A 14,671-nucleotide genomic window follows, 5' to 3' on the forward strand; every position below is an offset into this window, starting at 1 on the left:
GCCGGGACCACAACGTTCAGAACCTGTTCGGCGACAGCCCTCGGCCGCCCAAAGGGACGGCCCTCCCGACGGTCGGTCCTCGCGAAGCTTAAAACACGGAGTGGACCTCGCACACTGTGTCTGCCGCATCATTCGAAAAGGATAATCATCCGGTCGACGATAGACGTGAACGGCTGCGCTTATATTTCGCGACCCATCCGCCAAACAGGTTGCCAGAGTTCAACGCCCTAACGCCTCAACGTCCCAACGTCTCAACGCAAATCCCCAATCCTCAACCCCACAAACTCAAAGCTTTCCCCGTCGAACAAGCCTTTATCGCTGAGCTTCAGTTTCGGGATCACAAGTAAGGCCATAAAGCTGAGCGTCATGAACGGCGCATCCATTGGACTGTCGAGATCCTCCTGGACGAAGCGGCTTAGAGCTGTGTATCGGCGCGCGACTTCATCATACGGTCGGTCGCTGATGAGACCGGCGATCGGCAGGGGCAGCAGCCGGGTCGTGCCTCGCCCGACCGCGGCGATTCCTCCTTTCGTTTCGATAACGGCGTTCACCGCCTCCGCGAGCTGCTCATCATTCGATCCGACGGCGACGATATTGTGGGAATCGTGGGCGACGCTCGATGCAATCGCGCCTTCGGATAGGCCGAACCCGCGGATGAGAGCGACCGCTGGATCTGCGTCGTGGTACCGGTTTACGACCGCAATCTTCAGCACATCTCGTTCCGGATCGGCGACGATCTCGCCGTCGCGAACGGAAGCATCGATGTGCGCTTCGCTCGTCACCAGCTGGTTGTCGACGGCGTCGATGACTCGAACCGTCGGCCGGGTCGCCCCTGGTGCCTCGATGCGAAAGGCGGATGGCTCGACGGGCGACGCACCGAACCGATTGACGACGGGCGATGTCTTCCGCGGAATGAAGGTCTCGCCGCCGGACGCGACGTGGACACCGCCGACGTACGAGTCTTTTACCTCGAACGACTCCAGGTCGGAAACGACGATCATGTCGGCGCGATCGCCCTCGCGAAGGAGCCCAACGTTGAGTCCGTAGTGCTCGACCGGGTTGACGCATGCCGCGCGGAGGACATCGTACCGGTCGTAGCCGGCCTGAATCGCACGGCGCACGAGGTCGTCAATGTGGCCTTCCACCAGAGCATCCGGATGCTTGTCGTCGCTGCAAAACATTAGTTGATCCGGTGCCTCGTCCATGAGCGGAATCAGGGCATCGAAATTCTTCGCTGCAGAGCCCTCCCGAATCAGGATCTTCATTCCCGCAGCCAGCTTTTCGCGCGCCTCCTCGATCGTAACGCACTCGTGGTCTGTTTGCACACCGGCGCTTGCATACGCTTCGACGCCGTGACCGCGGAGGCCGGGAGCGTGGCCGTCAACCGGCTTCTGACGTCGCCGGGCCGCGTCGATTTTGGCCATCAGTTCGTTGTCGTGATCGATGACGCCAGGATAGTTCATCACTTCGCTGAGATACGGCACATCGGCCCGTGCGAGGAGCGCGTCAACCGCCTCCGCATCGAGTTCCGCTCCTGCTGTCTCGAACGGGGTGGCCGGGACACACGATGGTGCACCGAAAGCGAAGGTACATGGCACATCTGTACCATCGGCGATCATGTACTCGACGCCATCCACGCCGAGGACATTCGCGATCTCATGCGGGTCGCTCACCGTGGCGACCGTTCCATGCATCACCGCTACACGAGCGAACTCGGACGGTGTCAGCATCGAGCTTTCGACGTGCACGTGAGCATCGACAAATCCGGGCAGCAGGTACCGATCCGGCACGTCCTGCTCCACCAATTCGATACGATCGATTCGGCCATCTACGACGTGCACCACACCAGGACGAATATCCCGTTCGTGCAGATCAACAATCCGACCGGCAAGCGAAAACGACTCCGACATCAGCACTTGGCTTCAAAACAAGAAAACGGACCGTTCCAGCATACCAAATCCGTACTCCACAATCGAGCCCCCCTGATCCTTGGACCCTACCTACCGGACACTTCCATTGGAGCGTGTGTCATTTCAGCATTCCTAGGCGCGGCTACTCCGACATGCACGGGAGTATGGGGGTATGGAAGTGTGAGAGTGCGTCATGAGCGACGAGAGAGAATGCCTCGTTTCCGTGACGCATGAGACGCATGAGGTCCGTTTCTCGATGACATGCGAAGACATTCCGGTTTGAAATCAAACGGTCCGGTAGTAGCTAGGTAGGGATGTTTGATAATCGAACCACCGTCGCACGGCCGTGCGACGGTGTGAGTTCGCGCTGAAAGCTGAACCTTGAACTCTGGGTAGCATGTCGGTCCCGTGAGAAGTGCCCTGTTCGGCAGGGAGGCGACCGGTGCAAAACAAAACGCGACATCGCCGCTTTCTGTCGGACGAGAGACAACCACGTCATCAACCGACAACCGTACGACGATGCCGCAGATATCCCTACAGCACGAGGGCTTTGATGTTCAGATCGAGATGACCGAGGAGGTCCCCGCCGATGTGTATGCGCTGGCCGACCGACTCGTCGACCTGGCTCGACAGCTGGTTGGCTCGGTCGTTCGGGCGCAACTCGCCGCTCGCCTGCACGACGAACTGGGTCCGCGGGGGGCGGCAGGCAACGGCTTCGATTCCGATGAGACAGCCCCATCCGATCCAGTCGGTTCCTCCGATCCAGGCGGGTCCTCCGATCCAGGCGGTTCCTCCGACCGAGCGGCGCAGTGTCCGGAGTGCGGATCTGGAGCTGCGTACCGGAAGGGATACCGGTCCCGAACGGTGGCGGTGGCCCGTCTTGGGGCCGTCGAGGTCGAGCGCCCGTACCTGGAGTGCCGCAGCTGCGGTCGCTCGTATACGCCGTACACGGCTGGGCTCCCGAAGCGGCGACGCTATGCGCAGCAGGCCATGCGGCGCCCCATCGAGGCGACCCTGGAGACGAGCTACCGGCGCGGCGCCGAGGCCGCTCAGCACGGCACCTGCGTGGCCGATGCCACGCGCATCCCCGCCCGAGAAGCAGGCGCCCAGCACAGCCTGTCGATCGCGCATGCGGTAAAGCCGGCCCCACCCGGCAGCGCTGGCAACGGCACCCGCCCGGCGCTTGATCGGTGGCCCATTGGGGCCCGGGTTGGGTCGGAGACCCGCCTCCGCGAAGCGCTGCGCGACGTGCCGATCTCCACGCTCGTGATCGACGGAAAAATGGACATGCTTGGGATCGCCGAGAAGACCGGCCGCTGCCGCTGGCACCTGCCGCGTTCGGTCCGGTACCTGCTCTACAACGACGCGGTGCGGGGCGAGCACAATGAGCACCTCACCCGCGAGGTGCGCCAGCTCGCTCATGCCGACTATGCCAATCCGGTCGCTGCCCACGCCACCCTCACGCGCTGGGCGGCCGTTCGACGACGGGTGGCTCCGCAGGCCGCCGGCCACGTTGAGCGGGCCGCCCCCCAGATGGCGGTCTACGCCGAGCCGCCCTCCTCCACCGGGGCCTCGTTCGAGGTCGAATCAACGGCTCCAGCCGAGCGGGAAATGCGCGAACTGAACCGCCGGTTCGAAAACGGAGGCCAGTGGACCCGCTCGGGTGCCGAACATCTGCTGCAGTGGCACCAAATCTACCGGCACCATCCGGACCGGTGGGCCGAGTGGTTCCCCGCATCTGAGCCGGATTGATCCTCCCTTCGTCTCACAGTGTTGACATGCTACCGAACTCTGAACCCTGAACCCTGAACTCTGAACCCTGAGCCCTGAACTCTGAACCCTGAACCCTGAACTCTGAACTCTGAACTCTGAACTCAACATACCGACTCCGTTACGTCGAATGTTTTGAACGGTCGGAATCCTCGAACACGCGGTTTCCATCTCTGACACCCATACGTTACAATGCATGTGGCTGGATGATAACTTTCTCTGGCCCGTTCGTTTTCCCTTTCGTGATCCCCCTTTGACCTGTGCAACGCACGCTTGCCCCATTTGCAGTGCTGTGTGCCTGCCTGCTCGTCCTCACGGGTTGTGCCGGCTCCAGTCCTGTTTCATCCGACGCGTCGTCAGCCTCCGCCTCGTCGTCTTCCTCATCCGATGACCTGAAGCCGTTCTCAAAGGTCGTCCCCGATGACGCCGAAACCAACGAGGGTCTGCTGACGACCCATTTCAACGAAGAGGATCTCTTCCTCTCTATTCCCGACTCGGTCCTCGGGCGCGAGATTTTGACCATCTCACGTGCCTCCCAGGCTCCTGACGGCCTCGCTTACGGCGGGGAAAAGGTCAACACGCAGGTGCTCCGGTGGCAGCGACGCGGCGACAAGGTTCTTCTACGTGTCGTCAGCTACGAGAATATCGCGGATGAAGACGACCCGGTCTACCGCGCGGTTCAGAACTCGAACTTCGAACCGATTGTCCAGGCCTTTGATGTAAAGGCACTGACAGAAGACAGTACCGGCGTCGTGATCGAAGCCACGGACCTGTTCGCCAGCGACGTGCCGGCCCTCGGCCTCCCACAGCAGGCCCGGAAGCAGTACAAAGTCCGCCGCCTCGACACGGACCGCTCGTTCATCACAGGCGTGAAAAGCTTTCCGGAAAACACGGACGTTGAGACGGTGCTGACGTATCAGGCTCAGGAGCCACCGTCGAACGAATCGACCGGGACGCTGAGTGTCGCGATGAATCACTCTTTCGTGCTGCTCCCGAAGCAGCCGATGCAAGCACGCCTCTGCGACGATCGCGTTGGCTACTTTTCGGTCGAGCGAACGGACTACAGTTCCGACAAGCAGAAAGCCGCCGAGGAGTGCGTAATCACGCGGTGGCGTCTGGAGCCATCCGATCCAGAAGCCTATGCCGACGGAGAAGTCGTGGAGCCGGTTGAGCCGATTGTTTACTACATCGACCCGGCAACGCCTGAGAAGTGGCGTCCGTACCTCAAGCAGGGCGTGGAAGACTGGCAGGTCGCCTTCGAGCGCGCGGGCTTCAAGAACGCTATCATCGCCAAGGACCCGCCGACCGCGGAAGAAGATCCGGACTTCGACCCGGACGACGTTCGCTACTCGACCATCCGCTACTTCGCGTCGGATATCCCGAACGCCTACGGACCGCACGTCCACGACCCGCGCTCCGGTGAAATTCTCGAGAGCGACATCGGCTGGTACCACAACGTGATGAACCTGCTGCGGAACTGGTACTTTGTGCAGACGGCAGCTATCAACCCATCCGCACGCGGTCCGGTCTTTGACGACGAGGTGATGGGCGAACTCATTCGCTTCGTCTCTGCCCACGAGGTTGGACACACAATCGGCCTACCTCACAACTGGGGCTCGAGCTACGCTGTCCCCGTCGACAGTCTCCGCTCCCCGAGCTACACGTCCGAGCACGGCACGGCGCCGTCGATCATGGACTATGCTCGGTTTAACTACGTAGCGCAGCCGGGCGATGGAGTCACCCAGTTCGGTCCTCGCGTCGGAGAATACGACAAGTGGGCCGTCAATTTCGGCTACCGCGATCTCGGCATCGACGACAAGAAAGCAGACGCGCAGGTCTGGGACGACCGCATTCGCGAGAAAGCGGGCGACCCGGTCTACTTCTACGGCCGTCAGACGCTCACCAAAGTCGATCCTCGGTCGCAGAACGAGGACCTGACCAACGATGCCGTCGAAGCAAGTCGCCTCGGCATCGCGAACCTCAAGCGCATTCTCCCGAACCTGATCGAATGGACGCGCGAGGATGGTGCCGATTACGCGACGCTAGAGGAGTTGTACGGCGCCGTTCTGAATCAGTGGGGCCGCTACATGGGTCACGTCGGTAGCTACGTCGGTGGCATTTACGATACGCCGAAGACCTACACGCAGGATGGCGTCGTGTTTGAGCCGGTTCCGGCCAATCGCCAGCGCGAGGCGATGGCATTCCTCGTTGAGGAAGGCCTTCAGACCCCGACCTGGATGCTGGAAACCGACATCCTTCGTCGCATCGAGCACGCGGGCGCTGTCGACCGTATCCGCGACGCACAGATGAACGTTGTAGAGATGATGCTCGAACCGCGCCGTATGGCCCGCCTCATCGAAAGCGAGGCTCTCGCCAACGGAGAGGAGACGTATACCCTCAACGCGATGCTCACGGACCTTCGTGACGGCGTCTGGGCGGAAACTGACGCGGGTGACGATGTCGGCCCATTCCGCCGGAATCTGCAGCGCGGCTACCTCGAAGAGATGGCCGACCTCATGACGGAAACGGTCGACAATCCAGATATCCCGGATGCGTTTGCGGACTACGTTCAGTTCACGCCGGTTACGGTGGAACAGTCGGACATCCGCGCCGCCGTGCGAGGACAACTCACGGCGCTTCAGGATGACGTTCAGCGCGCCCTCCGCGGCCGGAATGATATGGCGACCGAGCAGCACTACGAAGACGTGCTCGTTCGGATCGACAACATTCTGAACCCGGATTCAGCCGACTGATCACTATTAGACCAGAGCATCGACGGCGTCTCATCCGATCGATGCGGAGCATACAAAAACGCCCTGCACAACCGATCGTGGTTCGTGCAGGGCGTTTTTCATTTGAAGGGCGTTTTTCATTTGATACGTTTTCCGAGCGATAGTGTCGGGATCGCCCAGACCGTGTCCTCGCAGTGGCTGGGAATTGGGAAGAGAAACGTTTCAACAGTATACGTTCAAACGTTCTTCTCCTGGGGATTGGCGGGTTCAACGAATCGGAGCCGTTGCAGACGTCGACATTTTGAAGCCTAAACGGTATGACGACCTGTCCGGCGGCGGTCGCACGAACGGAAGCACAGCCGTTCATTCACATCATGAGGCCTGACCGTGATTCTTTGGAAATGACGCCGTAGACACGGTACGAGAGAGTAACCACGCCTCGTGTTGCGAGCATCGTGAGGACCAACCGTCGGAAAGTCCGTCCGCTTGGATGACTGCAAACTGTCCGTCAAACAGGCTATGGGGCAACCACTCAGGTGTCAGCGCTCCTTGGAACAACCGATTCGGCATTACGACTCGGATCCGTCGGCGTCTTCGTCTCCAGGCGCACCACAACCACGGTACGTCTCGCCATCCACCGTGATAGTCACTGTGCTGGGAAACGGCTTCCCGCTCATGGCGTCGGTGCAGTCGGTCTCATCAATAACAAGCTGAAGCGAATGACCGCGGGCCGTGGTGTCGTAGACGACGCTTCCTGTATCCGCGATTGCGGGCTGTGGCGTGGGGAAAGTGATCATCGTCTCTCCGTAATTTCCCTCATATCGAATGGTGTCCGGCGTAATGACGGCGAGCCAGCCGGGCTCTTGCCCCAGGGCCTTGAACGATCGAACCCTTCCCGATGTCGCTTGAACGGTTGAGTCGGCCGCCGACGACGCCCCCTGGCGACCGTCAACGTCTCCCCCGCCCCTGCGAAACGTGAGGCGAAGCGCTCCCCCTTCATCATAGAGGTCAAGCCGCTCGTCCCGAATCTCGTAGCTTCGGATATCACCGAGAACGTCCAGGTACCGCTCCTCGACCTTCATGACGGGATCGGGACAGGCCCGCTTCGTGGAGGCCATCTTCCCAAACATCAGCGAGTCACGGCGAGCGTCGTATTCGCCCGAGTATCGGTTGCATCCGCTGATGCCAGACACGCGTCGTTCCTCCGAGAAAACGGCGGTCACCTTCACACGCTGGAGCGTATCCTCCACCGGATTTTCCATCCCAAATCGGGTGAGACGCCACTCTGGTCCAACGAGCCCAGCCGTGGCCGTCGCGGAATCCGCTTTTGCCACATCTGAAGTTGACTGGGATGCGGCGGTCTCGGCATCCTGCTCGCTCGACTCCGGCGCGTCCTGCGTGCACCCCATGAACCCCATTGTGAGGGTGAGAAACAGGAAAACAGTCCAACGTAGTATCATGATGACGGGAAACAGCTATCTGGAAAATTGAATTGCGTAGAGCGTTCGATTCGCTTCATTTCCTTCACGGACAACGCTGCCTGCAGTGCCACGGTGGCATAAAATAGCACCGATCGGGCGTTCTATTCCGCTGGCGTATCCACTCCCAAAACAATCTCTCCGAGAGCGTCCAGCGAAGGCGGGATTTCTGGTGCGGGATGGGCCCGTTTCATCACCTGTTCTAGTGCATCCGGGACGTGAACCTCGTGACCGACCAGCGGCTCGACGATATCCTCGAACTTGGCCGGATGAGCTGTGGCAACCATAACCCAGGATTTCGCGGCTGTCGCGTTCGTATCGAGTCGGTCTCGAACCTCCGCAGCCGTCGCCGTATGCGGGCACCACACCTCTCCCCACTTCTCCTCGCCGCGTCGGATCTGCGCCTGGATGGCTTCATCCGTTACGCGAACCGCCGAAATCGCCTCGCCGAGCTGCCCAACGGTCGGATACAGGTCGCGGAGCCGCTCCATGTTGCTGGGATTACCAACGTCCATCGCCGTGGCCAGCGTCTCGACGGTTTCCATCGGTTCCCATTCGCCGTTGTCAAGATACGACGTGACGGGCCGATTGGCGTTCGTTGCCAGAATCACGTCCCCGATCGGTAAGCCACTTTCACGCGCATAGATGCAGGCGAGGGCATTCCCGAGGTTGCCCGACGGTACGATGAAGTGTGCCGGCTCCCCCGTTTCGCGCCAGACCTGCAGGCTGGCGATAGCATAGTACGTCATCTGTGGAAGGAGACGCCCGATGTTGATGCTGTTCGCAGACGACAACCGCTTGCGATCATGCCAGGTGTTGTTCTGAAATGCCTGCTTCACGAGCCTCTGACAGTCATCAAAGACGCCACGCACGGCAACCGTTTGTACGTTGCGATCCCAACCGGTGAGCTGTTTCTCCTGCCGACTCGATACTCGTCCTTTCGGATAGAGGACGACGACTTCCACGTTCGGCTTCTTCCAGAAAGCGGCCGCTACGGCTGCTCCGGTGTCGCCCGACGTAGCAACGAGAATCGTGAGAGGCGTTTTCGCGGTTCTGTTGAGTCGCGATAGCGAACTGGCCAGAAACCGTGCTCCGACGTCCTTGAAAGCAGCGGTCGGCCCGTGAAAGAGCTCGAGCACACGCGTTCGATCTCCAATTTGGCGGAGCGGGATGGAAAAGCCGTACATGTCATGGGCAATGCCGGGCAGTTCCGCCTCCAGCTCATCGCCAGCGAAGAACGGCACCAGCATCCGTTCGGCAACAGCTGTCGGCGTCTCGCATCCATCGAAATCGCCCATAGAAAACTCGGGAAAGGACGCCGGCACGTACAGTCCGCCGTCCGGTGCCAGCCCTTGCTGCAGAGCGGTAGACAGCGGGACTCGGTGCTCAGATGTGCGTGTCGAAACGTATTGCATGTAAGCAACAAACGATGGAGAGGGCGCCTGATCAGTAGGTGTAACGTACAACACGAAAAAACGGTTTGTCCACCTGCACGGCCTCGACGCATCGGCGCACAAGACGAAGCGTTTAAGCCAACAGCGCCTCCCGTGTCGGCTCGGACAGGGAGGCGCCTGATCCCTTGAACGCGAGACGTGGCTACTCCGGGTTTGTGGCCTCCGACGGCTCCACAGGCCAGACGCGCCAGATTCGCCCTTTCGCATCATCGGCGATGTAAATCGAGCCGTCGGGCCCGAGAGCAAGACCAGTCGGACGGTATTCCGCCTGACTCGGGTTATCGATCGTGTCCTGATTCGCGAAGCCTCGAGCGAATACGGCCCAGCCGGTCGAATCACTTCTTACGGGTGTCGCGCCATCCATCGGAACGTTGCCAATGTTGTAGCCCTGTTGCGGGAATGGGGACCGATTCCATGAGCCGTGAAACGCGATCATAGCGTCCCCACGGTGACTCTCAGGAGCATTGGGATGATTGTAAAACAGCAAATCGTTCGGTGCCCAGTGCCCTGGAAAGGAGATGAGTGGTGCTTCCTTCTCGCTGCAGCGACCGACCTCGGTTCCATCTCCGCCGTACTCCGGCGCCAGCTCTTTTTGCTGGTCGTACTTCCAATCGTAGTAGCAGTAGGGCCAGCCGAAGTCGTCCCCTTCGTCCACCTTGAAGAACTCTTCTCCCGGCAGCTCCGCCGACTCTTCCTGCGTGTAGAGTTCCGGCCACAGAGAATGAAGCTGATCCCGGCCATGCTGCATCACGTACAGGTTGTTGGCGACGTCATTCCAGGCGATCGCGACGGCGTTTCGAATGCCCGTGGCATATCGCTCGCCGTCTTCCATCTGCGTCTGGTTCGGCGTGTCATCACTAAACTGCCAGACCCCTGCTTGTCGCTCGAGCTGTGGACACGGATCCTGGCCGGGAGCACCAGCCGTACGCGACGGCTCCTGACATGCATTTGACGGCGCACCCACGTTGACGTACATGTTCCCTTGTCCATCGAAGGCAAAGGGCTTCACCGCATGGGAACGCTGCTCGAGAAAGCCGGACACGATCACCTCCTTGTCACCGGTCGGGAGGAAAGCAGTTTTTGACATTTCGTACCGCCAGATGGCGGTATCCGGGCCGAAGTACAGATGCCCCTTGTGAATGCCGATGCCCGTACCACCCACATCCTCGCCGAAGTATTCGATCCGGTCGGCCACGAGATCGCCGGATGTGTCTCGAAGGGCGACCATGCCGTTGCCATTGCGCGGAGAGCGGAGTGCGGCGTAGATGTCGCCACTTTCGCTCACAGCCAGGTGCCGCGTCTCCCCGAGCGTGTCTGCAACGACCTTCGCGCAAAAACCCTCTGGGAGGGTGAGGCCTCCGTTGTCCGGGTCGCACAGATCAGCACTCGGAAGCGGAGCCGGAGCGGATGCCTGAGTCACCTGCGCCGTATCGGACGGAGCGTCTTCCGGCGAATCCTGAGACGCCGTGTCCTTTCCACAGGCCGCGAACAGGACGGTGATCGCCAGCAAGCAGAGTGGGGCGATGCGGAAGAGCACGGCTCGACCGGATGAGATACAGCGTGCGAACGACACGCAAGAGGCAGTCATAGCGAGAACGAATCCGTGAACGATTGGGTGATGTGCACCAGGTTCTAATTAAGCAGTGCTGGAGCAGAAGATACAACCCCAATCGACACGTCGTCTTTTGGTGGAATACCTGCCAAGGTTCGCTGGATCACACCAACCGGAAAGCTACATCGAACGCACGCCGCACGATCCCTATCGCAGTAGGACGTACGGTCACACGATCCGTGCACCCGGTGCATCGAGACGTGTGATCCAGGCATCCGCCGGAATGTCTTGCCTGGAGAAGACCGATTGCATCGCCGTTTGGACCTCCGCTGCGTCCTCCGCCCGCGTCCAGGCGAAACAGGACGGACCGGCCCCGGCGAGCGAACAGCCAAGAGCCCCCGCGTCCATCGCGCCCCGTTGAAGATCAGCGAATCCGGGAATCAGGGCGGCACGGTACGGCTCGACGATAAAGTCCCGTAGCGAGCGTCCGATGAGGTCGATATCGCCCTTGTAGCAGCCGGCGATAAACGCACCGATGTGGGCGGTTTGTCGAACGATGTCTGCATACTTGAGTGCATTCGGCAGTCGGGCCCGCGCATCCCTTGTGGCAATGCTTCGGTCCGGATGTACGAGAACGCACCGAAGTTCTTCGGGGACAGGCACAGAGATCACGTCCGGCGGGTCGACGGATCGCGTCAACACAACGCCACCGTAGAGAGACGGTGCGACGTTGTCTGGATGGACGGCGCCACTCGCGACGGCTTCCCCCACGAGAGCATACCGAAATACGCTGTCGAGAGGCATGGGATCGTCAAGGACGGCATTCGCAGCCACCGCCGCGCCAACGGCGGATGCCGCGGACCCGCCCATCCCTGAACCGAGCGGGATCCCTTTTTCCAGACACACCTCGAATCCGTAGTCCAGATTCAGGTCGGTGATCATTTTCAGCAATCCTGCCGTCGCGGTATTCTCCTCTGGATCCGATGGAAGATCCGTGACGAGTCCACTAACGGACCCAAGTCGTACAACGGGTTCATCGAGCCGACGGACGGTCACACGGTCGCCGGCGACATCGGCGATGCATCCGAGCACGTCATATCCGACCGCCACGTTGCCCACGGAGGACGGGGCGTAGGCGGTCGCAACGTCTCCGTCCACGGAGGGAGCCGGTGGGTGAGGCGAGCCGTCGGCCGAATACACAGGGTGCATCGATGGTTGGGAAAGGGGACGTGTAGGCTGCTGACCCGTTCAGGTCACGCAATCAGACGCAGCAGGTCGGCGAACACACCGGCGGCCGTGACTTCGGGACCGGCACCCGGCCCCTGGACGATCAGCGGATTTTGCTGATACCGATCCGTCTGAAACCGGACGATGTTGTCGGTGTGACTGATTCGAGCGAACGCATGCTCCTTCGGGTAGCGCTGCAACTGGACCAGCGCTTCTCCATCTCGATCCACGCTTCCGACGAAGCGCAACACCTCGCCTTGCGCCTGCGCCGTGCGGAGAATATCGGTCATTCGATCGTCGTGCTCCGGCAACCGATCGAGAAACGAGTCGACGTCTCCGTCCTTCAGCTCGTCCGGCACGAGCCCATCTACTGCCACGTCGCTCAGGTCCAGCGGTAATCCCATTTCTCTCGCCAGAATAACGACCTTTCGCGCGACGTCCATTCCGGAAAGGTCGTCGCGAGGATCGGGCTCGGTAAAGCCGGCATCTTTGGCCTGTTTCAGAATCGCCGAGAAGGTTCGCGTCTCGTCGAAAGCGTTGAACAGGTACGACAACGTTCCCGAAAGAATGCCTTCAACCCGGTGAACGCGATCGCCGGTCTGGACGAGGTTGTGGAGCGTCTGAAGAATCGGAAGCCCCGCTCCGACCGTCGTCTCATACAGATAGCTCGGCGTGACGCCTCGAGTTAGCTGCTGCAGCCGTCGGTACTGATCCCATGAGGCCGTGTTGGCACGCTTGTTTGGCGTGACGACGTGAATCCCCCGTCCCAGCCACTCTGCGTACGTTCCGGCCACGGTCCCGCTCGCCGTGCAATCCACGATGGCCGTGTGAGGATGGTAGTCCGTGCGCACGTGATCGACGAAGGCATCCAGGTCCGGTACTTCTTGGGTCTCCGTCAACGCCTCGCGCCAGTTCTGCAGGTCGATGCTGTGCTCGTCGAGCAACATGCCGGAGGTATTGGCGATGCCACGGACCCGGACGTCGATGCGCCGCTCCGTTCGCAGGCGTTCAACTTGCGCCGCCAGTTGGTCCAGGAGGGCCGCCCCGACGTTGCCGACGCCGATGATGCCGACGGACAGCGTCCGTGCCGACAGGTAGAAGCCCGCGTGGGCCGCGCGAAGGGCTCGCTGCGCATCCGCCCCGTCGACCACAGCCGAAATGTTGCGCTCGGACGCGCCCTGAGCGATGGCGCGCACGTTGACGCCGGCTTTGCCGAGAGCCCCGAAGAACGTAGACGCGACACCGGGCGTGCCGGACATTCCGTCGCCGACGACCGCGAGCACGCTACAGTTGCGCGTGACGTCTACGTCTTTGACCTGTCCCTGATGACGCTCCGAGTAGAACGCCTCTTCGGTTGCCTGACGCGCCCGGTCTGCCTGGTCTTCCGGTACCGCGAAGCAGATGGAGTGCTCAGAGCTGCCCTGCGAGATGACAATCACGGAGATGTCCGCATCCTCCAGCGCCGAAAACAGGCGACGGGCAATCCCGGGCACGCCGATCATTCCCGTTCCTTCGAGATTGAGCAGGGCCACGTTATCTATGGTCGAGAAGCCCTTGACGGCGTCATTCAGACCGCCATCGGTCGGCTCACCATCGAGATGAATGCGCGTTCCCGGATGATCGGAGGCAAATGTGTTGCGAATCGTGACCGGAATTTCGTGCTCAAGCACGGGCTGAAGCGTGCGCGGATGGATGATCCGCGCACCAAAATACGCCAGCTCCATCGCCTCCTCGTACGATAGCGTGTCGAGCTGCTGGGCATCCGGCACGTACCGTGGGTCCGCGCTCATCACACCGTTCACGTCGCTCCAGATGTGCAACTCCATCGCTTCAAGGAGCGCCGCAAAGATGGCTGCGGAAAAGTCGCTTCCGTTTCGTCCGAGCGTGGTCGGCACACCGTCCGGCGTTGACGCGATGAAGCCAGTGATAACCAACACGTCCGGCGAACCTCCGTCACGTTCGTCAAACGACTCCCTGAGTGCCGTCAGTCGCTCACGCGTTCGCTCCCAGTCAACGACCGGACCCAACTGGCCGTGCGTCACCGTAACGACATCCCGTGCGTCGACGAACCGGGCGTTGTACCCTTCTGCCTGGAGACACTGGGCCAGCGTACGAGCAGACCAGATCTCTCCATATCCTGCAACCAGATCCTGAACCGTGTCGGGCGCCGTGCGCATCAGATGCGTCGCGCGGAGGACATCCGTCAGGTCGTTGATGTCCTGGTCCAGCGTGCGCAGGAGCGGGGCGGCCTGGTCAACGGGGAGAAGTTCGGTAACCACTTCTCGCTGATCCGTCCGGAGTCCGACCAGATCTTCTTCCATCGCATCCGCACCAGGCGCCCGTTCGGCGAGCGTCAGCAGCTTGTCGGTTACGCCCTTCATCGCCGATACGACGACGGCAAGGGGCCCTGTCTCCGCTGACTGTTGGTCTGATATGATGTTCACGACCCGGCGGATACAGGCGGGATCTGCAAGGCTCGATCCGCCGAATTTATACACCGTCCAGTCGGACGGTGTCGTTGATGCGTCAGAATGGGTCATGGAGAGGT

8 protein-coding genes are annotated in these 14,671 nt (G+C 60.9%); 2 read left to right on the plus strand and 6 right to left on the minus strand.

Going from position 1 to position 14,671, the window contains the following annotated elements:
- Positions 1–251 precede the first annotated feature (251 nt).
- Positions 252–1,910, minus strand: a complete 1,659-nt coding sequence (gene ade / locus CRI94_RS09060) for an adenine deaminase (RefSeq protein ID WP_098075379.1) — start codon at positions 1,908–1,910, stop codon at positions 252–254.
- A gap of 519 nt (positions 1,911–2,429) precedes the next feature.
- Here ade and CRI94_RS09065 point away from each other — a divergent pair.
- Positions 2,430–3,662 (plus strand): hypothetical protein, encoded by a 1,233-nt coding sequence (locus tag CRI94_RS09065; protein WP_098075380.1) that lies wholly within the window; start codon positions 2,430–2,432, stop codon positions 3,660–3,662.
- A 278-nt stretch (positions 3,663–3,940) separates the two neighbouring features.
- Entirely contained in the window at positions 3,941–6,433 is a 2,493-nt protein-coding gene (locus CRI94_RS09070; RefSeq protein ID WP_098075381.1) for a zinc-dependent metalloprotease, read from the plus strand.
- A gap of 548 nt (positions 6,434–6,981) precedes the next feature.
- On the opposite strand, the gene CRI94_RS09075 is transcribed toward CRI94_RS09070, so the two are convergent.
- The 5 genes from CRI94_RS09075 to thrA form a co-directional block, all read right to left on the minus strand.
- Entirely contained in the window at positions 6,982–7,872 is an 891-nt protein-coding gene (locus CRI94_RS09075; protein ID WP_098075382.1) for an META domain-containing protein, read from the minus strand.
- Between the two features lie 122 nt (positions 7,873–7,994).
- Positions 7,995–9,305 carry a threonine synthase gene (thrC, locus tag CRI94_RS09080; protein ID WP_098075383.1) on the minus strand — a complete coding sequence of 437 codons (1,311 nt, stop codon included), beginning with the start codon at positions 9,303–9,305 and terminating at the stop codon, positions 7,995–7,997.
- Positions 9,306–9,486: 181 nt separating this feature from the next.
- Positions 9,487–10,932, minus strand: a complete 1,446-nt coding sequence (locus CRI94_RS09085) for a PQQ-dependent sugar dehydrogenase (RefSeq protein WP_098075384.1) — start codon at positions 10,930–10,932, stop codon at positions 9,487–9,489.
- A 192-nt stretch (positions 10,933–11,124) separates the two neighbouring features.
- Positions 11,125–12,105, minus strand: a complete 981-nt coding sequence (locus CRI94_RS09090) for a homoserine kinase (protein WP_245846144.1) — start codon at positions 12,103–12,105, stop codon at positions 11,125–11,127.
- 44 nt (positions 12,106–12,149) lie between these two features.
- Complete coding sequence (gene thrA / locus CRI94_RS09095; protein WP_098075385.1) at positions 12,150–14,663, minus strand: bifunctional aspartate kinase/homoserine dehydrogenase I; 2,514 nt, start codon at positions 14,661–14,663, stop codon at positions 12,150–12,152.
- Positions 14,664–14,671: the final 8 nt, after the last annotated feature.

Source organism: Longibacter salinarum, from assembly GCF_002554795.1.
Taxonomy (GTDB): domain Bacteria; phylum Bacteroidota; class Rhodothermia; order Rhodothermales; family Salinibacteraceae; genus Longibacter; species Longibacter salinarum.